The sequence below is a fragment of the Burkholderia sp. NLJ2 genome (genome assembly GCF_049487195.1).
Taxonomy (GTDB): Bacteria; Pseudomonadota; Gammaproteobacteria; order Burkholderiales; family Burkholderiaceae; genus Burkholderia; species Burkholderia pyrrocinia.
Window position 1 is genome coordinate 270,861 of record NZ_CP137810.1, and the last position, 21,559, is coordinate 292,419.

Genomic DNA, 21,559 nt, shown 5'->3' on the forward strand with positions numbered 1-21,559 from the left:
CGTCAGTCGCGCGCGAGCGCATCGATCGGATCGAGCCGCGACGCATTACGCGCGGGCATGAACCCGAATATCACACCGGTGAGCGTCGAGCAGACGAACGCCGTCACGATCGCGCCGGCGGAGAACACCATCTTCCATTGCGCGACGAACATCGAGAACACCGCGCCGAGCCCGAACGACAGCGCGATGCCGATCGTGCCGCCGAGCAGGCAGACGAGCACGGCCTCGACGAGGAACTGCTGCAGGATGTCGGACTGGCGCGCGCCGACCGCCATCCGGATGCCGATTTCGCGCGTGCGCTCGGTAACCGACACGAGCATGATGTTCATCACGCCGATCCCGCCGACGACGAGCGAGATCACCGCGATCAGCGACAGCAGCAGCGTCAGCGACTGGCCGGTCTTCTCGACGGTCTTGACCACGCTGTCCATGTTGTACGTGAAGAAGTCCTTGCGGCCGTGGCGCTGGATCATCAGCTTTTCGAGGCTTTTCTCGGCGGCGGCGCTCGGCTGCCCGTCGCGCACGCGCACGGTGATGCTGTCGAGATGGCGCTGGCCGAACAGGCGCCCGCTCGCGGTCGTGTACGGCACCCACACGTTCAGGCTCTTCACGCTGCCGAACGCGCTCTTCTTGTCGGCCGTGACGCCGATCACGACGCACGGTACGTTGTCGACGAGAATCACGTCGCCGACCGGATTGCGCGTCGCGCCGAACAGCTTGCGGCGCGTGTTCTGGTCGATCACCGCTACCTGCGCCTGACGGCGCACCGCGTCCTCGTCGAACGCGACGCCCAGCGCGAAGCGCATCCCGCGCGCCTGGAAGAAGCGGTCGCCGACGCCGCTCACGAGCGCATTGACGTCGATGTTGCGGTAACGCAGCAGCAGCGTGCGCGACGTTTCGGGCGTCGCGCTGTCGACGTAAGGCTGCTCGGCGAGCGCGGCGACATCGGCGGGCACCAGCGTCTGGATCGCGTCCGCGCGGCTGTCGCCCCAGTCGGTGCCCGGATAGACGTTGATCGTGTTCGTGCCGATGCTGCCGATCTCGTCGAGCATGTAGCGCTTCGCGCCTTCGCCGATCGCGACGATCGACACGACCGACGTGATGCCGATGATGATGCCGAGCATCGTCAACAGCGTGCGCAGCCGGTGCGACACGAGCGCGATCCACGCCATCCGGCAGGCCTCGGCGAAGCGGCCGGAGCCTGCCGCGAAGCGCCGTGCGCGCGTGCCGGTATCGGCGTCGGCGGGCGGCGGCGTATCGTGCCGATCGTGCGCGGACGGCTCGCCGGCTGCCGCTTCGGCCGCGTCGACGAAGGCTTCCGCCTGCGCTTCCGCATAGTGGCGATTCCGCCGGTCGGCGACGATCTCGCCGTCGCTGATCTCGATGATGCGCCGCGCATGGCGCGCGACGTCCTTGTCGTGCGTGACGATGACGATCGTATGGCCGAGCGCGTTCAGCTCGTGCAGGATGCGGATCACGTCCTGGCCGCTTTTCGTGTCGAGCGCGCCGGTCGGTTCGTCGGCGAGGATCACCTGGCCGCCGTTCATCAGCGCGCGCGCAATGCTCACGCGCTGCTGCTGGCCGCCGGACAGTTGCCCGGGCCGGTGGTGCGCGCGATCCGCGAGCCCGAGGCGCGCGAGCAGCTCGCGTGCGCGTTCGTGCCGCTCCGCGCGCGGGGTGCCGGCATAGATCGCGGGCATTTCGAGGTTCGCGACCGCGTCGACGTGCGGCAGCAGGTGATAGCGCTGGAACACGAAGCCGAAGTGCTCGCGGCGCAACTGCGCGAGCTCGTCGCTGTCGAGCATGTGCGTGTCGCGTCCGCCGACCGTGTAGGTGCCTTCGCTCGGATGATCGAGGCAGCCGAGGATGTTCATCAGCGTCGATTTGCCGGAACCCGACGCGCCGACGATCGCGACGATCTCGCCCGCGTCGATCGACAGGTTGACGTTGTTCAGGACGACGACCTCCTTGTCGCCGGCCGGAAAGCGCCGCGTGACGCTCGACAGTTTCAGCAGGGGCTGGCTCATCGTCACACCACGTCCGCCAGCGGCGCGTGCTCGTCCGCGGCGGCTTCGCCGATCACGACGCGCTCGCCGTCCTTCAGGCCGGCCAGCACTTCGACGCGCACATTGTTGTTGATGCCGATGCGGATGGTGCGCGTTTCCGTGCTGCCGTCGGCGCGCAGCACGCGGACCGCATAGGTGCCGTCCTTGCGCTTCTCGCCGAGCGCGGCGGCCGGAATGCTGAGCGCGTTGCGCGCGTTGCCGAGCACGATGTTGACCTGCGCGGTCATCGCGATGCGCAGCCGGTGCTCGGGATTCGGCACCTCGAACAACGCGTTGTAGAACACCGCCGAGTTCGGTTTCGTGCCGCTGCCCGCGCCGCCGCCGAGCGCGCTCTGCGCGTCGGCGAAGTTCTGCGGCGCCGGCTCGATTGCGCGCAGCGTGCCGTAGTGGCGCTTGTCCGGCTCGCCGAGGATCGTGAAATACGCGGTCTGGCCGGCGCTCACGCGGATCACGTCGGCTTCCGACACCTGCGCCTTCACGGTCATCTTGTCGAGATCCGCGAGCTTCAGGATCACCGGCGCCTGCTGCTGTGCGATCACGGTCTGGCCTTCCTGCGTGACGATCGCGACGACCTCGCCGTCGATCGGCGCGACGATGCGCGTGTAGCCGAGGTTGGCCTGTGCAGTCTCGATCTGGATGCGGGCCGAGCGGATCTGCGCGGCGAGCGACGCGAGCGTCGCGCGCTGCACGTCGAGCGTGGCGCGCGCGGCCTCGAACGACTCGCGCGACGTCGCATCGTCGGGCAGCATCGCCTGCTGGCGCCGGAACGCGAGTTCGGCCTGCGTCAGTTGCGCGGCGGTCGACTGGTGCTGCGCGCGCAGGCTTTCTTCGCTGGCGCGCGCCTGGCGCAGCGCGTTTTCGGAGATCACGGGATCGATCTCGGCGAGCCACTGGCCCTTCGCGACCTTGTCGCCGAGCTTGACCTTCAGCGTTTTCAATTGCCCCGATACCTGCGCGCCGACGTCGACCTGCTTGAACGCCTGCAGCGCGCCGGTCGCGAGCACCGCGTTCTCGAGATCGCCGCGCGTGACGGGCGCGGACAGGTACTGCGGATGCTTGTCGGGCGCGCAGGCCTTCAGCGCGACGCCGGCGGCGATCGCGACGACGGCAAGGGTAGCGAGCACGATGCGCCGGCGGCGATGGGTCTTCTGAGTCATGAGAATGCGGCGAGGATGAGGCGGGCGCCGGCGATGCGTGCGGCCGGGCGGGACGATCCGGTCGGCATCGCATGCCGGGCGTGTTGCCTGCGACGGTATCCGCGGACGCATCGCGCGGGCGTGCCGAATCGAATCAGGTGCTCATGGTAAGCGAGGATTTCACGCCAAATCGTGTGGAAATTGTGCTGAATTGTGCGAGCACCGTGCCGGCGCGGAGGCCGGGCGGCGTCATTGTTGCGATCTGTGAAAGCGGCGGGCGAAGGTGCGCACGCGTGATGCGGCCCGTGTCAGCGCTGCGCGGCGGCGATTGCCATCATCGGCCGGTCGCGTTCCTCGTCGGGCACGCGGTGCCGCGCACCCGACACCGCGTGCTTACGCGGCGTGCCCGCCCGCGTCGATCCTGCGTTGCGTATCGGCGTCGACGATGTCGCGGATCGCACTGAACAGCGGTGCGGCGTCGGTATAGCGCCGGCCGTAGCCGAGATTGAACGCGTAGTCGAAATCGGGCGGATTGCTGCCCTGGTTGTGCTGCAGGATCGTTTCCAGCTTGTCGAGCGCCTTCGCCGCGCGTGCTTCCGGCGATGCAGCCGCCTCGTATTCATCCCACAGCGCGACGATTTCGTCGCGCAGCGTGCGATCGAGCGACGCCGTCAGCGTCAGCAGGTCGTTGCGCTCGTGCGCGCTTTTGTCCGGGTGCGCGGCCTGTTCGATCGCGGGGATGTCGCCGTGCAGCGCTTCGCCGAGATCGTGGACGACACACAGTTTCAGCAGCTTCAGCGTATCGATGCCGGGCAGCGCGTCGGCGAACACGAGCGCCATCAGGCACAGCCGCCAGCTATGCTCGGCCGTGCTTTCCGCACGCCCGGCCGACGTGTGGCCGCTGCGCAGCACATCCTTCAGGCGTTCGGCTTCGCGCAGGAAATCGAGGCGCGCGTGAATCGTGTCGGGGTTCATGGTCGGAGTCCTTGCGTTGAGCCGCCAAGCGTAAGGCGGCCGCGCGCGGTTCGTCCACGCATGAAATATGCGCGGTGCGCTAAAGGGTTTCGACGAGTCGCGCAGCCGAACCGTCCGACAGCGTCATCCGCGTCCAACGACACTTGCTGCCGCGGATCGGCACGACGCGCGATGCATTCGCGCCGGTGTCGAATTCGACGCTCGGCGGCCCCGCGCGATCGTGCCAGCCGAGCGTGTCGAGCAAGGCTTCCATGCGGACGATCTCCGGTGTCGCATAACGCCACAGCGACGTGCCGAGCAGCTGCGGCAGTGGCTGCGAGAACTCGGCCGCACGCGCTGGCGAACTGGCGAGCAGGCGGTGCGTGAGGTCGCACACGAGATGCATGCGGCCCGCGCTGCCCGCGATGAGCCGCGCGAGCGCGTGGTCGCCCGCGGAATCGAGGCGCGCGGCGAGCAGTCGCTCGGCCGTCGCGCGCTCGTCGGGCGACATCTGCTGGATGCCGGCTTCCCAGCGGGAGATCGTCGATTGCGCGACGCCGAACAGTTCTGCCGCGTGGCTCTGCTTCACGCGGTGCAGCGCGCGCCAGCGTTTGAGCTGCGGGCCGAGCGCTGGCGTGTGAAGCGGTGAGGCGGTCATGGCGATGCTCCGGTTGCGGTCGTTGTGTGCGCTCGCGTGTCGCGGGCTGCTGTCACCCGCGCTGCAGGGGCGTCGCGCGCGCCGTTACATGATCCGAAGGCCGCCGTTTGCCTCGATCGCGATGGCCGCGAACGGCAAGAGCACGATGCCGCCCAGCACGAGCACGCCGTCGGCGGCAACGGTGATCGGCGTGGCGAGAATTCGCAGGCCCATGCCGACGACGGATGGCGATTCCTTGATGTACACCGAGTACTGCTTGTTGAACGGCTGCGCGACTCCTTTGTCCTTCGCGGCGAAGCCTTCCGTCGAGTAGCGTTTGCCGTCGATGTCGCCTTCGAGCACGAGACCGGCTGGTTCGGCGACGAATCCGTCGGCGGTGGCCGCCTGTCGATCGTCGTCCGACGCGTCCTTCGGCAATACGATCCGGTAGTGGCCGGTGACGCTGCCGCCGCTCGCATGAAAGCCAGCAAACGTCGTGTGCAGCGATTTCCGGTAGCCGGACAGCAGTACCGGCCGCAATTGGGCCGGCAAATCAAAGATGTAGTGGTAGCGCATGCCGAGGACGACCAGTTTCTTGCCGTCCTCGGAAATCATGAATCCGGATACGTATTCGCTGTATGCGTCGTCCTTGTACAGCTTCGGCGTGAAACAGCCCGACAGCGCGACGCTGCTCGCGGCCAAGCCGGCGGCCAGCAGGCGCCGGCGCGTGATCGATATGCTCATTCTTGTTGTCCCGTCTGGTGCGGTTCAGTGGCTTTCGCCCTCGGAAGCAGGATTCTGGCCCATCCGCCGCGCGTTGTCGAACGGGAAACCTGCCATGGCAGCGTTGTCGATCGCACCGTGTCTGGCGGTGCGCCGGGACGCCCGGGCCCGCCGAAAACGTTTTCGGCAGGCTTTCACCCGACTCCGCCATATCTTATTATTCGCCCAGAGCGGCGCGCGCCGGCCGCTATCGGTCATGTCGACGGCATGACGCGCCGGCAACGATTGCCGCCTTCCGACCGGCGTGTCGCACAACGCACGGCCGACAAGACAGGAAACGCGAGGCCGCGCGTTTCCCAAAAATGACACGAGAGCGCGATGGTACGACTGATCTTGCTGCTGCTGGGCATCGAATACCTGCGAACGCGCTGGCGCGGGCTGACCGTGCTCGGCTGGCTGTGGGTCGTCGCGGGCGTCGTCATCTTCGTCGATGCGCTCGACGGCGCGCTGCATTTCCCGATCGAGCTGTTTGCGTGGCTGTTCCTGATCGAGGGGCTCGCGACGCTCGCGGTGGCCGGCAGCGGTGTCGGCGGGCAGCGCATCCTGCGCTACGTGAAGGGCATCGTGGTCGTGGTGGCCGCGGGGCTCGTGTTTGCCGGCCATCACCACGGCCATTTCCTGCTGTCGATGATCTTCGGCACGCTGTTCCTCGTCGACGGCCTGCTGCAATGCACGTCCGCATGGATGGTGCGCTACCGCCGCTGGAACGTCGCGTTCGCGTGGGGTGTCGTCGAAATCCTGCTGGCGATCTTCTTCTTCCAGCCGTACCCGACGCACTACGTGGGCACCGTGCCGTACTGCCTCGGCCTGCTGCTGATATTCGGCGGGATGCACATGCTGAGCCTCGCCGCGCGCGTGCGGCGGCTGACGCGCAATCCCGCGTTCGCGACGTCGCCCGCGCCGGCGCTCGCGCCCGACCTCGACGACACGCTCGACCAGCCGCATTTCGCGCAGTCCGAATGGGACGGCCCGCCGGCCGACGGCGAGCACGCGCTCACCGTGCACGTGTGGACGCCGACCGGTACGTCGAAGGCCGAAGCGCAGCGCTATCCGGTGATCGACCGCTATATCGCGGCGGTGGACGTCAACGGCGTGATCTCGACCGGGCACGCGGCGCTGGAGTCGCCGGAAGGCATCTATATCAGCCTGTATCCGGGCGTCGAAATCGATCGTTCTCCGGACGAATTCACGCGCATCCTGCGCGCCACGCGAGAAAACGACGTGCCGGGCCTGTTCCAGCCCGACTACGCGACCGAGTCGACGGCGTGGTGCCCGTCGACCGTGCGCGTGCGCATCCGCAACTACGATCCGGCGAAGCTCGACGCGTTCTGGTCGGCATATCGGCAGAACGTGACGTACAACCTCACGCACCGCAACTGCTCGAGCACCGTGTCGAACGCACTCGAAGCCGCGCTCGACGGCGCGGTGTGGCGGCTGAAGGGCACGCGGGCCGGGTGGGGCGCGTTCGTCCGGTTGCTGCTCACGCCCGAGCTGTGGGTCGCCGCGCAGATCCGCAAGCGCGCGGTGACGATGGCGTGGACGCCCGGCCTCACGCTCGACTATGCGCGCGCACTCAGCATGCTCGCCGACCCGCGGCCGTTCGCGTGGTGGAAGGTCGCGCGCTCGACGGTGAAGGCGATCATGGCGTCGCGCCGCGCGTGGCGCGAGCAGGACAACGCGGCGTTGTCGCCCGGCGGATCGGAGGCTGCGTCGATGAAGTGATCGCGTGGCGCCGGACGAGGGCCCGGCGCCGCAGGGGCCGCCACCGCGCGGCCCGGCGAAGTTGCCCGCCATAACACCCCACAGACGAACAACAATGAACAAGACGAGAGCATTCCGAATCCTGATTCCCGCTGCGCTGGCGCTGGCAAGCGCAGGCCTCGCGCATGCGGCCGAAGACGAAGTGCCACGCATGAGCAACGACGTGTACCGGACCTCGGTGTCGTTCTGCTCGAACGTCGCGGCCGCCGAGAAGATCGAGTGCCAGGGCGACATGATCGCCGCGGGCAGCCGGATCGTCGCGGCGATCGGCGGGCTGCCGCCGGCGTCCGCCGCTTCGATCGACGAAGGCGCGCGCAGCAAGCTGCCGGCGGCCGAGCGCAACGGGCTCGCGCCGGTCGAGCCGGGCGCGATCGACAAGGACGACGACGTGGCCGGCCTCGCCGGCATGGTGCACCTGTGCGACGTGTACGAAGCCGAGCCGGCGTCGCGCGCGCGGCATCACGCGGCGCTGAAGCAGCAGGCGCCGGCCGCCGCGCCGCGCGTCGAGGCGTTGCTGGCGGATGCGTCGACGGCGGCGCGCCGGCGCGTCAGCATCGGCGTGTGGCAAATCCTCGTGCTCGAAGGCCCCGAATCGGTTGTGCGCGCATGCACGCAGCTCGGCGCCGGATCATGAGCGACGGCGTGCCGCCGGGAAGGCGGCACGCATCGGCCGTGCACGGTATCGGGCGGGACGCGGCACAAGCGGCCGCGCCCGTGCCCGTGCCCGTGCCCGTGCCCGCGTTTCGCGACGGTTCCGCGCGGCGCGACGGTGCGTGGCCATGCCACCGCACATAATTCGTCCACCTTCACATTCGTGCCACGTTGCGGAAGCAACAATCGCGGGCAGACATTCGACAATCTTGCGGCGCATCCCGCGACCGCAAGCCTTTTCCGAGGAAACGCCATGCTCAAGACGCTCGCCCGCGCCGTTGCCGCACTCGCCGTCGCTTCCGCTTCACTGCACGCCACCGCGCAGACCAGCTACGACTACCTGTTGCTTGCAGCCTCGTGGGAGCCCGGCTTCTGCGCGTCGCACGACACACCCGAATGCACGAACCTCGCCGGTTCGTATGCGGCGACGAGCCTGTCGCTGCATGGCCTGTGGCCGAACCGGTACGACGGCAACCAGCCGTTCTACTGCGGCGTGCCGCAGAACGACGTCGATCTCGACAACGCGCACCAGTGGTGCAGCATGGATGCCTACCCGATCAGCAGCGCGACCCGCAACACGCTGTCGACGTACATGCCGGGCGTCGCGTCGTGCCTCGACAAGCACGAGTGGTTCAAGCACGGCACCTGCTCGAATTCGGCATCGCCCGATGCGTACTGGAACCAGGCGTCAGGCATGATCAGCCGGCTCGGCAACACGTCGTTCAACGCATACCTGCAGGCGAACGCGGGCAAGACGGTCACGCGCAACCAGTTGCTGTCCGCATTTGAAGGCGCGTTCGGCAGCAATACGCGCAGCGCGGTGTCGCTGAAGTGCACGAAGACGAATGGCGTCAGCTATTTCACCGAAGCGTGGATCGCGGTGAAGACGAATGCGACCACGCAGTTCCCGAGCGCCGCATCGCTCGTGACGGATGGCAATACGCAGGGCACGTGCCCGACGTCGGGCGTGTATATCGCGAAGTAAGAGGGAAGAGGGCCGGCGTGCGCGACATCGCGCACGTCGTCGCCCGTCACGGCTTCGGCGGGATGCTAGACCACATCAGCTGGGCTGGTTCCAGCGCGTCGGACTGGTGTTCGTGGTCGTCGACCGTGTCGGGTAGTGCATGCCATGGCGCCGCGCCATGTGACATCCGCAACGCGCGATGCTGGCCGGTGGTCAGTGCCGTTACCGTCAGCAGAGCCCTCCACGCGACGAACAACCGGGTCGGTTACCCGAGCAGCCGCAGCGCATCCGCGAGCGACAGCACCGTCGTGCGCGATTCGAACGCGGTGGAGAACAGATGCTCGTGGACAACCGGGTCCGGGTCGTAGCAGCAATCCTTGACCGTATAAAGGTGGAAGTCCGCGTCGCTCGCATGGGCGATCGACGACAGCATCACGCCGGTCGACGCGATGCCGACCATGATCAGCGAATCGACACCCTGCGCGACCAGCCGTGCCTGCAGATCGGTGCCGAAGAACACGCTCGCGCGGTGCGCGGCGATCAGCGGTTCGTCGGGCTGCCGGCCCAGCTCCGCGCACGTGCCGTCGTCGACGAACAGGCCGAGCTGCTTGATGCCTTGCCCGTTCTTGTTGCGCGGGCTGACTTCCGGATAACCGGGGCTGAACCGGAGGTTCGCGAACCAGATGCCGACGCCGCCCGCTCGCGCCGCGTCGCAGAGCCGGCGCGTATTGGCGAGCAATTCGGGGGCGACCGACGGAAAGAGACCGAGGATGTCGGTCTGGTAATGCATGACGAGCAGCGCGGTTTGCGACGGCACGACGGCCGATGCGTGTTCCGATGTGTTTTGCTGATTCATGACTGACGGCCCTCGATCGTTGTTGGTTTTACCGCTGCTTTTCTAGGTATCGGCGCATTCCCGCCGGCTGTCGTTGCAGACGGCGACGAATGCGTGCGTCAGCATAGCAGCGGTCGCCGTCGCGCGAGTCCCGACTGCCTGATCGATCCGCCATGCGTTGACCGGGCTCGCCGACCCATCGCGTCACAGCCCGAGCGGCATCTGAAGCGTCCTGCTTTGCCGCCTCAGAAAATCGACCGCCCCGTACAAGTCGTCAACCACTCCAGCGCCAGCGTGCCTGTACCCTGGAAATATAAACTCACATGTGATTCCATCAGCGCGGACCATGTGAGCGCCACGCCGCCGTCAACGGTCGGGATCGGCCATCAGGTGACGCCCGGTATGCGACGTCGAACGCCCGGAATCCTTCGGGCTCCGGCTATGCCATGGAGATGCGCCATGCCCATAGGCGATTCATTCATCACATAGCGCGCTACTGGATCGCAATTCCGCGTACGAGACCATGCAGGCGCTAGAGAGGATTGTCTATCGGAGCGTGGACAGCTTCTAACCTAGTCGCGTCACGACGAAGTCGAGAAAGCTGCGCAGCTTGGCGCTGGGCCTTGCTTCGGGCAATCGGACGATGTGCACCGGACGCGTGGGAAGCACCCAATCGGGCAACAGCGGTACCACGTGACCTGCTGAGACAGCCGGTGCCAGCAGTGCGTCCGCCTGCATGATCACGCCCATGCCCGCTATGGCTGCACTCAGCAGTGCCTGGCCATTGTTGGTGATGAATTGCCCGCGCACGGGCACATCCACGACATCGTCTCCACACGTAAAGCGCCACACGTGGCTCGGCCCCCAAACGGCAAAATTGAGCAGGGGATACCCCTCGAGTTCCGATGGATGTGCCGGCATGCCGTGGCGCGCGACCCAACCGGGACTGGCCACGGCGAGCATGCGAGACACGGCAAGTGGACGTGCGATCAATCTGTCGTCGAGCGTGCGGCTCATTCGCACACCGCAGTCAAAGCCTTCTTCTGCGAGATCGACCACGCGATCGTTCAGGCTCAGGTCGACTTTCACTTGCGGGTGCGCCGCGAGGTAGTCGCCGATCACTGGTGTGAGCCGATGAGCACCAAAAGACACGGGAGCCGTGACCCTGAGTATGCCTTGCGGCACTGCGCGCAAGGCGTCGGCAATGCCGTCGGCGGTTTGCACGCTAGCCAGCACGTCGCGACATCGCTCGACGTAGGCCGCGCCAATTTCGGTGAGCCGATGCCGCCGTGTGGTGCGTTCCAACAGCCTTGCACCCAACTGCGTTTCGAGAGCGTGGATGTGCTTACCGACCATCACGGCCGAAAGATTGAGTGCCGTGGCTGCCGCGGCAAAACTGCCCGCGTCGACCGTGGCCACAAAAACTTCCATTGCACGCAATTTATCCATATTGCTAACTTTTGATTTCGAATGTGCAAACGATACGCCCATTTATCGTATTCAGGATTCGCAAAATAATCCTTCCATCCTATTTTTCAAAGGAGCTGGAATGAAGATCCTGGTCATTGGTGGGAGCGGTGCCGTTGGCAGTGCGGTTGTTGCAGCGTTGGCCGAACGGCACGAGGTGGTTCGCGCGAGTCGCGAGCACGGCGAATACCGCGTCGACATTACGCGCGACGACAGCGTGGAGGAGATGTTCAAGGCGGTCGGCTCGGTGGACGCTATCGTTTCGACGACCGGCAGCTTGTTCTTCGGGCCTCTTGCGACGATGCGGCCAGCGGATTTCAACATCGGCTTGCAGGACAAGCTGCTTGGCCAGGTACGGGTCGCGCTGCTTGGGCAGCATATGCTGCGCGACGGCGGCTCGATCACGCTGACCACGGGTATCGTCGCCGAAGAGCCCATTCGTCAAGGAGCCAACGCGACCGCAGTCAACGCCTCGATCGAAGGCTTCGTGCGGGCGGCGGCGATTGAGTTGCCTCGCGATGTCCGCATTAACGCCGTAAGTCCGACCATGTTGACGGAGTCGAAGGCCGTCTTCGGGCCGTTCTTTCCTGGCTTCGAGTCAGTGCCGGCGAAGCGTGTCGCAATGGCCTACGTGCGGAGCGTGGAGGGACCGCAGACGGGGCGCATTTATCGGGTGTGGCAATGAGATTCCGAGCGGCTTCCAGGGAGGTTGCCGGGCTGGAACGATTGATTGCTTGGGGCAAACGGCCGCTTCCACCACCTTTCCCGACAGATTGAGCGCGAGCGCGAAGGATGCGAACGGGTCGATTGCTGCCGAAGGACGAAGTCTCCGTTTAGTGTGCTGGCGCGTGCCGCCCTCGCACTGAATGCGTCGCGCTTGACTTTTGCGTTTCAAAAAATCGATCGCCCCGTAAACGTCGTCAACCACTCCAGCGTCAGCGTGCTTGCACGCTGGAAACATAAACTCGTATGTGATTCCTTCAGCACGGACCATGCGAGCGCCACGCCGCGGTCAACTGCCGCGATCGGCCACGCGTTGCCATTTGCGCTGGCAATCGCCGCGTCACTCGAGCGGCTGCTTCGCTCCGAAAAAGGACCGTTCGATAAGCCCAATCTCGATCGTCAACGAATCGGACCATATCCTAAACTTGACCCGTAAGGGCGGCGCAGCGCCTCCTGTACGAATCTCGTGAGTAGTGGGCGAGCGCCGATCCAGCACCCCGTATGCAAGTGGCTTCTGCGATTCCGATGTTGGAGGCGGCCATGGTCCGAGCAATATGCACGCTCCTTTCGCTTGCTGGCCTGTTCGGACCAGGTGTCGGCGTGTTGGCTCAGCCGATCCGAATCGAATCCGGCACCTATGGTGCGAATTGCGGCGCGAATCGTGGCAATGCGACGCGTCTCCTGGCTCTACGCTGTAATTCGATCGATACTTGCCGTTACCCCGTTTCCTTGCCGGAGGGCTTTCGTCCCCCAAATGCTTGCAGAGCCGATTTTGTCGCCGAGTGGTCTTGCGGACCGGGCGAATACCATCGAGCGGTAGTCAGGGCTGCCACAAATGACGGGGGATTTCTTGTGCTGACTTGTGTCCCCTCCACCGGTGCCGGCAAGTAATCGATTCGGCAGGGGGCCGGTCCGGGTGTCCGGAATTGATATTGAGGAGGGAGCGCGCTGGGGGCCGGAAATTGCGCGCGAGCTTGAAACGACAGATACCGGCACCTGCGTTGGCCGGCGCCTCGAGCCATGCATCGCCTGCCGGCATGCGAGCGCGAGATGGGCGCCGCGACCCGCGTTCGGGCGTTCCCGTACCGGGCCCCATCAGATTCGCGAATTCCAGCGAGCGTTGCCATCCGGCAACGGCCGTGAGCGCTCAGGTGTCCCGCTTGGCGCCCGCTTCGTCATCTTCCAGCAACTTGGACAGCACATGCGCGACGACCCGATCGCACTGTGTACCGCAAAAATCGAACGCGTCGCGCTCGGCCAGATCGATATCGAGCACCAGCAACTCGCGCAGCATCCGCCGCGCGCGATGATGCCGGCTGCGCACCGTCGCCTCTGGCAGGGCAAGGCACTGCGCGGTTTCCTCGACGGTCATTTCTTCCACCGAGTGCATCACGAATACGATCCGGAACGCCGGCGGCAACGCGTCGATCCGGCGCTCCAGCAAATCTCGCAGCTCGGCGCGCGACGCCGACCGCTCGGGGGAATCGGACGAGAAGTCGATCATGTCCGCCTCATTGAATGAATCGTCCGCATCGATGATCGGCAGCGCGTCTGCCCGCCGCCTCGCGCGCCGAATGCGACCAAAGCACTCGTTGAGCACCAGCCGTGACAGCCAGGTCGTGAGCGCCGAGTCGCCGCGAAAATGCGCGATCGACCGATAGGCGGACAGATACGCGGCCTGCAGCGCGTCTTCGGCTTCCGCGTCGTCGCGTAGGACCGCGCGCGCGAGCCGGTACAGACGCCGGTTGTGGCGGCGCATCAGCAGTTCGAACGCCGCCTGCTCGCCGGCGACGATGCGGCGCACGACGTCGCGCTCGTCGTCGACCGGGGCCGCCGCGTGAGTGTCGAAAGCGGTCGTCATCGCATGCTCCCGGTTTGCGTCATCGAACGATCAACATGCCGTGCATCGTCGGGTGGAACGTGCACGAGTACGGAAACCGCCCGCGCTCGCGCGCGACGTAATGCCACGACGCCTGCGGCGCGATGCTGCCCGAGTCGAACGCGTGCGCGTCCGCGCTCGCCGTGTGCGGAAACAGATCCCGATTGATCCAGACCACCTCGTCGCCGTGGCGTACGGTCAGTTCGGCCGGCGTGAAGCGCATCTGCTCGACAACGACCACGTGCGACTCGGCGAACACGCCGGACGAAGCAGCCAGCGCGCACACCCAGGCGGCGCGCGCGCATCGGGCACCGAAACGGCGCCGCCACGATGCCACGCGGGTCGGCGCCGTGCGGTCGTCATTGCCCCGCGCCACTGCCTTTCCCCAGCGTCGACTGCAGATGCCGTGCATGTTCGAGATGCGCGACGAACGCCGGCTCGACCTTGACCAGCAGTGCCTTCAGCTCGCTGTTTTTGGCTGATGGAATCAGCGTATGGTTGATCGCATCGAGCACCGCTTCATGATAGGTCACCTCGTGATCGACGTACGCACGGTCGAAGCGGGCGCCGTCGAGCTTGCCGAGGTTCTGCAGATTGGTGTCGCCACCGTGCTTGAGATCCATGCTGGTCGGATTTTCCTCGGGCTTCACGCCCAGCTTGGTCACGAGGTCGACCGCCGCCTTGTTGACCCCGGTGTGGTCTTGCACCATGCGTGCGGCGAACGCCTTGACCTCCTTGTTTTGCGTTTTCGATTCAGCCAGCTTCCCTGCGTCGATGTCGACCTGATTGGCTGTCACGACGATTGCCGCGATCTGCGGATCGGTCGGGCCGGTTTGCTGCGCATGCACCGGCAAGCCGGCGGCGAGAAGCGCGCCGCATAAGACGGTATTCCTGATCGCTTTCATCTGATTTCCTCCGAGCTTTGACGGACGGCGAAGGGGCGCCGCCTGGACGCGGTTCGTGGCCGCTCGTCGAATTGGATGTCACGACGGGGGCTGGCGTTTCCGTTGGCACTCGGATTGTCTCGGGCGAGGTGGCCATGCGGCGACGAATAGCCGATCGGGCATGGCGGACAGCGATCATCTCTTTCAGGTTTCGAAGACTCGGCCCATAGGTCACGTACCAGGGCACGCACATCAGGATCGCAATGGGCCGTCCTGGGTTTCGCGGAGGCCGTTTGGTTTGAGTCGGGCCGGGATGGCTGGCTCGCTCAGGGGGAGGCGATATATTCCTTGGATTCGGCTGGGGGAAGGTAGCCAAAGGGCTCAAGCGAGCGATGATGATTGAATTTCGAAACCCATTCGGAGCCTATCCGAAACTTTGTGTGCGAGGCATAAACTGGCGACCAAGGAGCCACTTTTATGCCACGCAAACGCAAGGAAGAAGTGACGATCGAACCGGGCAAGGGCTTGAACCTGGACCCGGAACTGATCAAGCAACTGGTGCCCGGAACGCTGGACCGGGCGACGATCAACGAGCAGCTTGCCGCGCTCAAGAAGGCGATCTTCGAGCGGGCGCTGGGCGGCGAACTGACCCACCATCTCGGCTACGAGAAGGGCGAGGCCAAGCCGTCGGACAGCACGAACCACCGCAACGGCACCAGTCGCAAGCGCATCACGACCGACGACGACCTGCTCGACGTCGAGATTCCGCGTGACCGCGAAGGAACGTTCGATCCGGTGCTCATTGCCAAGGGCGAGCGACGTTTTACCGGCTTCGACGACAAGATCATCGCGATGTACGCGCGCGGCATGAGCGTGCGGGAGATTCAGGGGTTCCTGCTGGAGATGTACGGCATCGAGGTATCGCCGGACTTCATCAGTACAGTGACCGACGCGGTGATCGACGAAGTGCGTGAATGGCAGCAGCGGCCGCTCGAGCCGATGTATCCGGTCGTGTTCTTTGACGCCTTGCGCGTCAAGATTCGCGACGAAGGCGTGGTCCGCAACAAGGCGATCTACTTGGCGCTCGGCGTGCGCCGCGACGGCACACGTGATGTGCTCGGCCTCTGGATCGAGCAGACCGAGGGCGCCAAGTTCTGGCTGCGGGTCGTCAACGACCTGAAACTGCGTGGCGTGCAGGACATCCTGATCGCCGTGGTCGACGGCCTGAAGGGCTTCCCGGAAGCGATTAACACCGTGTTCCCGGAAACGACGGTTCAGACCTGCATCGTGCATCTGATCCGCAACTCGCTGGACTTCGCGAGCTGGAAAGATCGCAAGTCGGCTGCCGCCGCGCTCAAGGAGATCTACCGGGCACCGACGGCCGAGGCGGCCGCCGTGGCGCTGGACGCGTTCGACGCTGGACCGTGGGGCACGAAATACCCGCCAATTGCCGCGCTCTGGCGGCGAGCCTGGGAGCAGGTGATTCCCTTCTACGCGTTCGCGCCGGACATCCGGAAGATCATTTACACCACGAACGCCATTGAGTCGCTGCACATGCAGCTTCGCAAGATCATCAAGGCGCGCGGCCACTTCCCGTCGGACGAGGCCGCGCTGAAGCTGATCTGGCTGGCGCTGCGCAACGTCGTTGCCAAGTGGACCGGCTCCCGGCACGATTGGAAGAGCGCGATGACCCAGTTCGCGCTGCTTTACCCAGAGCGCTTTAGTATCGGAATCTGAGTTTTAACCCGCCTCACACACGAAATTCCGGATACCTCCGATGAAACCGGCGCATCCCGTAGCCGCAGTGCGCGGCGAGATCGGCGATGCGCAGCGGCTCGGCGAGTCGTGCGCGCAGCCAGCGGTCGATGCGCGCGAAGTCGAGGCCCGACGCGGGCGCGTCGATGCCGGTTTCGTCGAGCAGCGCGCCGCACAGGCGCGCGGCGGCCTGCCACTGGAAACGGTGCGCGGCTGCCTGCCGCGTGTCGCCCGCCGGTGCATCGAGCTGCGCGGCGGTCGCCGCGACCTGCGCGACGAGCGACGTCAGGGCCGGATCGATCGACACGGCCCGCGCGCGGTCGAACAGCCGCTGCGGCACCGCGAGCGATGCCGCGGGCAGGTCGATCACGAGCTGGCGATTGTCGCCGAGGCCCGCGTAATCGTGGCGCGCGCCGGCCGGAATCAGCCAGGCCGCGTGCCGGTCGATGCGCCGGCCGATCCCGTCCACGGCCATCACCATCGCGCCATCGACGCCGAGCACGACCTGGTGGAAGTCGTGCACGTCCGACGCTTCGCACGTGTCGTAGCGGCGCAGCGCAATGGCGGGGGAGGCGATGCGTTCCATCGGAAGGAAACGGCCGGTTGCGTCGTCAGACGTCGAGCAGTTCGACTTCGAACACGAGCGTCGCGTTCGGCGGAATCACGCCGCCTGCGCCGCGCGGGCCGTAGCCGAGTTGCGGCGGGATCGTCAGGCGACGCACGCCGCCGACCTTCATGCCCTGCACGCCTTCGTCCCAGCCCTTGATGACCATGCCGCCGCCGAGCACGAACGCGAACGGGTCGTTGCGGTCCTTGCTCGAATCGAATTTCTGACCGTCGGTCAGCCAGCCCGTGTAGTGGACGCTGACGGTCTTGCCGGCTTGCGCTTCCGCGCCGGTGCCTTCGGTCAGGTCTTCGTATTTGAGGCCCGATTCGGTCGTGATGACAGACATGACTTCTCCTGAAAGAGGTTACGTAAAACCGCTATTGTAGGCGAGCGCGCAGCGGGTCGCCGCACGTGGCTTTCGCCCGCCGGCACGCGTGTCGCGGACGGCTGCGGGACGCCGCGCCGCCGACTGCCGAAAACTTGAATGGAACGCGCGTTTGAATTTTTCACGGGCCGCGCGACCGGGGTTGCACCGCGCGCGTGCGCCGCGCGTATGAATCGGTGCTACCTGGGCAGTATTCCGCATTCCGCACGCGGCCGATGGATTCCTCGGAACGCCCGTCGCATGGGGCTTTCGGGCCGCTGGAGAGTCGCAGCGCCGACTGCCTCGCCTGGCTCGCAGGTCGACGAGCGCGTTCGAATCGAGGCCCGTCCAGGCGCTGTTCGAACATCGTTTATTCCGCCTTTCCGACCGTGCCCTGTTTGGAAGCGCGCATCTACCGCGCGGCTTGCACGCGCCGGCGCGGGCGGCCTATTTTTACATCTGTCGATGTCAAGATTTTGGCGGTGCGCAATGCGCCGCCCGGGCCTGCGCCGGCCGCGTCGGACGACGCGCCGGGCCGCTCCGGAACAGGAGAACGATGAACATGAAGTCAGCCGCTTCCGCCACCGCAGCCGGGATCATGCCGGTGCGCCGCGACCTGCGCTTCGACCTGCCGGTCGAACGCGCGAAGGACTGGCATGGCCTCGGGTCGCACGTGACCCATTTCTTCAACGCGCTGTCGCTGCTGTTTCCGGCCGGCGAGCGCTTTTTCATGGATGCGGTGCGCAATTACCGCGACCGGATCGACGATCCCGTGCTGAAGCAGCAGGTGCTCGGCTTCATCGGCCAGGAGGCGATGCATACGCGCGAGCACATCGAATACAACGAGCTGATGCAGGCGAACCGTTTGCCCGCACGCAAGCTCGACAAGCGCGTGTGGGCGGTGCTCGGCTACATGAAGCGCACGCTGCCGCATTCCGTGCAGCTCGCGCATACGGTCGCGGCGGAACACTATACGGCGATGCTCGCCGACTGGCTGCTGCGCGACCCGACGCGCCTCGAAGGCTCGGTCGAAGGCTACCGGCAGATGTGGATATGGCATGCGCTGGAGGAAACCGAGCACAAGGCCGTGTCGTTCGACGTGTGGAATGCCGCGATGAAGCCGGGGCTGCGCCGTTACCTGATCCGCATCGGCGTGTATCTGCTGACGACGCTGACGTTCTGGCCGACCGTGTTCCTGATGCACGCGACGCTGCTGTGGCGCGATCGCGGCGCCGGACATCACATGCGCGGGATGCTGCGGATGATCGCGTTCCTGTACGGGCCGCGCCGCGGGCTGTTCCCGCGCATCGTCGGCGAATGGCTGAGCTTTTTCCGGCCGGGCTTCCATCCGTGGGACCACGACAACCATTACCATCTCGCGCGGGTCGACGCGCTCGTCGACACCTACGGCGACCACGGCGGCACCCCGGCCGGCCGCGGCCGCGGCCGCGCGAACGCGCTGGCGCCGGTCGCGTCAGGCCGCTGACACAATCGGCCGCTCCCCCATGGGCGGCGTCGGGCCGCGCATGTTGCGTTCCTGCATCAGCCGGCCTCCTCTGACGATTGACGGAAGTCGATCGGAGCGGGTTGCGCGGGCGTCCGGCGGTCCGGTCGACCGACCTCGCGTGCATATCCCGGATAGCCGATCCCGCGTGCGCCGCATCGCACGCGAACGCCGCGCGCCAGCACCGGCGCGGCTTTGCGCGCTGCGCGCCCGCCCGTTCCGGGTTCGCGCCGCGCACGCTACAGGGATAACACCCATCTAGCCGCAGGCCCGCCGCATCGATATACCGTTCATGACGATGTCCACCTCACGCACGATTCATGCACGGGGGGATTTTATTCGTACCGAAATGCGGCCAATATGTCGGTTCAATCATGGTCCGTCGTTCGCGGCGGCGAGTCGTCGAGCCGGCGCGCGATACCAACGCCAAGCGGGGAACAACGATGGTTGCAAGGTCACCCGACGCAGACGGGCATGCGGCGCCCGAGATGACGCAAGTATCCGTCACCGCTCCCGAGGCCGGCCGCAAGCTGTTCGTGATCATGCGTGCGCCCGACGAGCCGTTGCTTGCGCAACTGCGCGGGCTCGGCTGGGAGATCGCGGTCGCGAAAACAGCCGGCGCCGCGCAGAACATGACATCCGGCGTAAACGTCGCCGCCGGGCTGGTCGATTTCACGGGGTTCACGTCACGCGACTATCCGGCACTGAAGGCGTGCCTGAGCCAGCCGGCGATCGGCTGGATTTCGATTGCGCAGGCCGGCATCACGATCGGTCCCGCCGTGCGCGAACTGATCCGCAGCTACTGTTTCGATTACGTGACGCTGCCGCTGCCCTACGAATGGATTTCGCATGTGCTCGGTCATGCGCGCGGGATGGCCGCGCTCGACCGCGTCGACGGCGCAGCCTATGCGGCGTCGATCGGCGAACACGGGATGATCGGCAACTGCGAGGCGATGCAGCAGTTGTTCAGCACGATCCGCAAGGTCGCGAAGACCGACGCCAGCGTGTTCATCTCCGGCGAGTCGGGCACCGGCAAGGAACTGACGGCGCTCGCGATTCACGAGCGTTCCGTCCGCGGCAAGGGGCCGTTCGTCGCGATCAACTGCGGTGCGATTCCGCATCACCTGCTGCAGTCGGAACTGTTCGGCTATGAGCGCGGCGCGTTCACCGGCGCGAACCAGCGGCGCGCGGGCCGGATCGAATCGGCGAACGGCGGCACGCTGTTTCTCGACGAGATCGGCGACATGCCGGTCGAAAGCCAGGCGAGCCTGCTGCGTTTCCTGCAGGAAGGGAAGATCGAGCGGCTCGGCGGACAGGAATCGATCGCGGTCGATGTGCGGATCATCTCGGCGACGCACGTGGATCTCGACGGCGCGGTCGAGGCCGGGCGCTTCCGCGCGGATCTCTATCACCGCCTGTGCGTGCTGCGCATCCACGAGCCGCCGCTGCGCGCGCGCGGCAAGGACATCGACATCCTCGCGCACTACGTGCTGCAGAAGTTCAAGGCGGACAGCGGCCGCAAGATCAGCGGTTTCACGTCGGCCGCGCTCGATGCGATGCGGCGCTACGAATGGCCCGGCAATGTGCGCGAGCTGATCAACCGCGTGCGGCGCGCGATCGTGATGGCCGAGAGCCGGCTGCTGACACCGCACGATCTCGGGCTCGAGACGCCGGGCGAAACCGAACCCGTGACGCTCGAACAGGCGAGGGCGCTCGCCGAACGCACCGCGATCGAGAATGCGCTGCTGCGCAACGATCACCGGATCAACAAGGCCGCCGCCGAACTCGGCATTTCGCGCGTGACGCTCTACCGGATGATGATCGAGCACGGGCTGAACGATCACGACAACAGCGGCGGGAACGGCGACAACGGCGGAAACGACGGCGCGCCGTCCGGCGACGCGGGGCATCAGCGCGTCGGCTGAGCGGCACGCAAGGTGCTTGAACCGGTTCGGTGTCAGGGTTCAGCGATACGTCCAGAGCCGGTGCAGCACGAACGTGACGGGCGGCACGCACAGCACGACCGCGACGACGCTCCATGCGCGCGCGAGCCCGAGCATCCCGGTGCCGTGCGCGAGCAGCATCGTGACGACGAGGCCGGCTGTTGCGACCGCGAGAAAGCGTGCGAAGTTGCCCCACGTCACGGGCGACGAAAAACTCCACAGCGTATTGGCGAGATACGAGAACGCGGTCGAGCAGACGAACGCGGCCGCGTTCGCGATCACGGGCGTCGCATCGAACAGCGCGAACATCGCGGCCGCGATCAGCGCATGCAGCGCGGTGGAGCAGAGGCCCGACACGCCGAAGCGGATCAGTCTGGCGCGCTCGGCGGCATTGAGGGTGCGGATCATCGACGGGCGGTCTGCGGGCGGTGAGGTGTCGCGTGAAGCGTTGTCGCGCGGCGCGGCGTTCGCCGGTGAAGGTCACGCGCAATGCGTGGCGCGTTTCGGCTTCGCAGTATAGCCGTGCGATCGGCAGCGGGACCGGCCGGCCCCGCCATCGCCGGTCCGGCCCGCGCACGACCAGCGGCCCCGATGCCGCCGACGGCATGTAAAGCGCATGAAACATTTCGCGTCGGCAACCGGGTGA

19 protein-coding genes and 1 pseudogene are annotated in these 21,559 nt (G+C 66.1%); 7 read left to right on the forward strand and 13 right to left on the reverse strand.

Annotated features, from left to right (window positions below):
- Positions 1-2: 2 nt before the first annotated feature.
- The 5 genes from R9B84_RS23585 to R9B84_RS23605 form a co-directional block, all read right to left on the reverse strand.
- Positions 3-2,027: a MacB family efflux pump subunit gene (locus R9B84_RS23585; RefSeq protein ID WP_423762490.1), complete on the reverse strand. Its 2,025-nt coding sequence runs from the start codon at positions 2,025-2,027 to the stop codon at positions 3-5.
- Positions 2,028-2,029: 2 nt separating this feature from the next.
- On the reverse strand, positions 2,030-3,223 hold the full coding sequence (locus tag R9B84_RS23590) for an efflux RND transporter periplasmic adaptor subunit (protein ID WP_423762491.1): 1,194 nt from the start codon (positions 3,221-3,223) through the stop codon (positions 2,030-2,032).
- A gap of 372 nt (positions 3,224-3,595) precedes the next feature.
- Positions 3,596-4,177, reverse strand: coding sequence for an HD domain-containing protein (locus R9B84_RS23595; RefSeq protein WP_423762492.1), 582 nt, complete (start codon positions 4,175-4,177; stop codon positions 3,596-3,598).
- A gap of 79 nt (positions 4,178-4,256) precedes the next feature.
- Positions 4,257-4,814 (reverse strand): helix-turn-helix domain-containing protein, encoded by a 558-nt coding sequence (locus tag R9B84_RS23600; protein WP_423762493.1) that lies wholly within the window; start codon positions 4,812-4,814, stop codon positions 4,257-4,259.
- An 84-nt stretch (positions 4,815-4,898) separates the two neighbouring features.
- Entirely contained in the window at positions 4,899-5,537 is a 639-nt protein-coding gene (locus R9B84_RS23605) for a hypothetical protein (RefSeq protein WP_423762494.1), read from the reverse strand.
- Between the two features lie 357 nt (positions 5,538-5,894).
- Here R9B84_RS23605 and R9B84_RS23610 point away from each other — a divergent pair, with 357 nt between their 5' ends.
- The 3 genes from R9B84_RS23610 (at position 5,895) to R9B84_RS23620 (ending at position 8,973) form a co-directional block, all read left to right on the forward strand.
- The gene (locus R9B84_RS23610) at positions 5,895-7,298 is read left to right on the forward strand and encodes an HdeD family acid-resistance protein (RefSeq protein ID WP_423762495.1); all 1,404 of its coding nucleotides are present in this window, start codon (positions 5,895-5,897) and stop codon (positions 7,296-7,298) included.
- Between the two features lie 94 nt (positions 7,299-7,392).
- Complete coding sequence (locus R9B84_RS23615) at positions 7,393-7,971, forward strand: hypothetical protein (RefSeq protein ID WP_423762496.1); 579 nt, start codon at positions 7,393-7,395, stop codon at positions 7,969-7,971.
- Between the two features lie 270 nt (positions 7,972-8,241).
- Positions 8,242-8,973, forward strand: a complete 732-nt coding sequence (locus R9B84_RS23620; protein WP_034180616.1) for a ribonuclease T2 — start codon at positions 8,242-8,244, stop codon at positions 8,971-8,973.
- A gap of 244 nt (positions 8,974-9,217) precedes the next feature.
- Here R9B84_RS23620 and R9B84_RS23625 read toward each other — a convergent pair whose 3' ends face one another.
- Positions 9,218-9,808: an isochorismatase family cysteine hydrolase gene (locus R9B84_RS23625; RefSeq protein WP_423762497.1), complete on the reverse strand. Its 591-nt coding sequence runs from the start codon at positions 9,806-9,808 to the stop codon at positions 9,218-9,220.
- 546 nt (positions 9,809-10,354) lie between these two features.
- On the reverse strand, positions 10,355-11,278 hold the full coding sequence (locus R9B84_RS23630; protein WP_423762498.1) for a LysR family transcriptional regulator: 924 nt from the start codon (positions 11,276-11,278) through the stop codon (positions 10,355-10,357).
- Between the two features lie 58 nt (positions 11,279-11,336).
- Between R9B84_RS23630 and R9B84_RS23635 the strand changes: the two genes are divergently transcribed.
- Entirely contained in the window at positions 11,337-11,939 is a 603-nt protein-coding gene (locus tag R9B84_RS23635) for a short chain dehydrogenase (protein ID WP_423762499.1), read from the forward strand.
- A 1,185-nt stretch (positions 11,940-13,124) separates the two neighbouring features.
- Here R9B84_RS23635 and R9B84_RS23640 read toward each other — a convergent pair.
- Genes R9B84_RS23640 through R9B84_RS23650 form a run of 3 tightly spaced genes read right to left on the reverse strand, consistent with a single transcriptional unit; the run spans position 13,125 to position 14,761 of the window.
- Entirely contained in the window at positions 13,125-13,838 is a 714-nt protein-coding gene (locus R9B84_RS23640) for an RNA polymerase sigma factor (RefSeq protein ID WP_423762500.1), read from the reverse strand.
- A 19-nt stretch (positions 13,839-13,857) separates the two neighbouring features.
- Positions 13,858-14,232 (reverse strand): cupredoxin domain-containing protein, encoded by a 375-nt coding sequence (locus R9B84_RS23645; RefSeq protein WP_423762501.1) that lies wholly within the window; start codon positions 14,230-14,232, stop codon positions 13,858-13,860.
- Positions 14,216-14,761 (reverse strand): DUF4142 domain-containing protein, encoded by a 546-nt coding sequence (locus R9B84_RS23650; RefSeq protein WP_423762502.1) that lies wholly within the window; start codon positions 14,759-14,761, stop codon positions 14,216-14,218. Before R9B84_RS23650 ends, R9B84_RS23645 begins: the two co-directional genes overlap by 17 nt.
- 456 nt (positions 14,762-15,217) lie before the next feature.
- On the opposite strand from R9B84_RS23650, the gene R9B84_RS23655 reads away from it, so the two are divergent.
- On the forward strand, positions 15,218-16,477 hold the full coding sequence (locus tag R9B84_RS23655; RefSeq protein WP_027787261.1) for an IS256 family transposase: 1,260 nt from the start codon (positions 15,218-15,220) through the stop codon (positions 16,475-16,477).
- A 31-nt stretch (positions 16,478-16,508) separates the two neighbouring features.
- Here the strand turns inward: R9B84_RS23655 and R9B84_RS23660 are convergent.
- Both R9B84_RS23660 and R9B84_RS23665 read right to left on the reverse strand, forming a co-directional pair.
- A pseudogene (locus R9B84_RS23660) lies at positions 16,509-17,081 on the reverse strand (AraC family transcriptional regulator); the annotation flags it as partial.
- A 25-nt stretch (positions 17,082-17,106) separates the two neighbouring features.
- Complete coding sequence (locus R9B84_RS23665; RefSeq protein ID WP_006479474.1) at positions 17,107-17,448, reverse strand: FKBP-type peptidyl-prolyl cis-trans isomerase; 342 nt, start codon at positions 17,446-17,448, stop codon at positions 17,107-17,109.
- 580 nt (positions 17,449-18,028) lie between these two features.
- Here R9B84_RS23665 and R9B84_RS23670 point away from each other — a divergent pair.
- On the forward strand, positions 18,029-18,952 hold the full coding sequence (locus R9B84_RS23670) for a metal-dependent hydrolase (protein ID WP_423762503.1): 924 nt from the start codon (positions 18,029-18,031) through the stop codon (positions 18,950-18,952).
- Positions 18,953-19,413: 461 nt separating this feature from the next.
- Positions 19,414-20,895 (forward strand): sigma-54 dependent transcriptional regulator, encoded by a 1,482-nt coding sequence (locus R9B84_RS23675; protein ID WP_047901431.1) that lies wholly within the window; start codon positions 19,414-19,416, stop codon positions 20,893-20,895.
- Between the two features lie 39 nt (positions 20,896-20,934).
- Here the strand turns inward: R9B84_RS23675 and R9B84_RS23680 are convergent, their stop codons facing one another.
- Positions 20,935-21,321, reverse strand: a complete 387-nt coding sequence (locus tag R9B84_RS23680) for a GtrA family protein (RefSeq protein ID WP_423762504.1) — start codon at positions 21,319-21,321, stop codon at positions 20,935-20,937.
- Positions 21,322-21,559 lie beyond the last annotated feature (238 nt).

Bases quoted from the DNA above. Each gene is read 5' to 3' on its own strand.
- R9B84_RS23615 (WP_423762496.1), top strand. From the start codon at position 7,393: ATGAACAAGACGAGAGCATTCCGAATCCTGATTCCCGCTGCGCTGGCG.
- R9B84_RS23680 (WP_423762504.1), bottom strand. From the start codon at position 21,321: ATGATCCGCACCCTCAATGCCGCCGAGCGCGCCAGACTGATCCGCTTC.
- R9B84_RS23620 (WP_034180616.1), top strand. From the start codon at position 8,242: ATGCTCAAGACGCTCGCCCGCGCCGTTGCCGCACTCGCCGTCGCTTCC.
- R9B84_RS23650 (WP_423762502.1), bottom strand. From the start codon at position 14,761: ATGAAAGCGATCAGGAATACCGTCTTATGCGGCGCGCTTCTCGCCGCC.
- R9B84_RS23605 (WP_423762494.1), bottom strand. From the start codon at position 5,537: ATGAGCATATCGATCACGCGCCGGCGCCTGCTGGCCGCCGGCTTGGCC.
- R9B84_RS23600 (WP_423762493.1), bottom strand. From the start codon at position 4,814: ATGACCGCCTCACCGCTTCACACGCCAGCGCTCGGCCCGCAGCTCAAA.
- R9B84_RS23595 (WP_423762492.1), bottom strand. From the start codon at position 4,177: ATGAACCCCGACACGATTCACGCGCGCCTCGATTTCCTGCGCGAAGCC.
- R9B84_RS23590 (WP_423762491.1), bottom strand. From the start codon at position 3,223: ATGACTCAGAAGACCCATCGCCGCCGGCGCATCGTGCTCGCTACCCTT.
- R9B84_RS23585 (WP_423762490.1), bottom strand. From the start codon at position 2,027: ATGAGCCAGCCCCTGCTGAAACTGTCGAGCGTCACGCGGCGCTTTCCG.
- R9B84_RS23670 (WP_423762503.1), top strand. From the start codon at position 18,029: ATGAAGTCAGCCGCTTCCGCCACCGCAGCCGGGATCATGCCGGTGCGC.
- R9B84_RS23665 (WP_006479474.1), bottom strand. From the start codon at position 17,448: ATGTCTGTCATCACGACCGAATCGGGCCTCAAATACGAAGACCTGACC.
- R9B84_RS23635 (WP_423762499.1), top strand. From the start codon at position 11,337: ATGAAGATCCTGGTCATTGGTGGGAGCGGTGCCGTTGGCAGTGCGGTT.
- R9B84_RS23625 (WP_423762497.1), bottom strand. From the start codon at position 9,808: ATGAATCAGCAAAACACATCGGAACACGCATCGGCCGTCGTGCCGTCG.
- R9B84_RS23655 (WP_027787261.1), top strand. From the start codon at position 15,218: ATGCCACGCAAACGCAAGGAAGAAGTGACGATCGAACCGGGCAAGGGC.
- R9B84_RS23675 (WP_047901431.1), top strand. From the start codon at position 19,414: ATGGTTGCAAGGTCACCCGACGCAGACGGGCATGCGGCGCCCGAGATG.
- R9B84_RS23630 (WP_423762498.1), bottom strand. From the start codon at position 11,278: ATGGGCGTATCGTTTGCACATTCGAAATCAAAAGTTAGCAATATGGAT.
- R9B84_RS23640 (WP_423762500.1), bottom strand. From the start codon at position 13,838: ATGACGACCGCTTTCGACACTCACGCGGCGGCCCCGGTCGACGACGAG.
- R9B84_RS23610 (WP_423762495.1), top strand. From the start codon at position 5,895: ATGGTACGACTGATCTTGCTGCTGCTGGGCATCGAATACCTGCGAACG.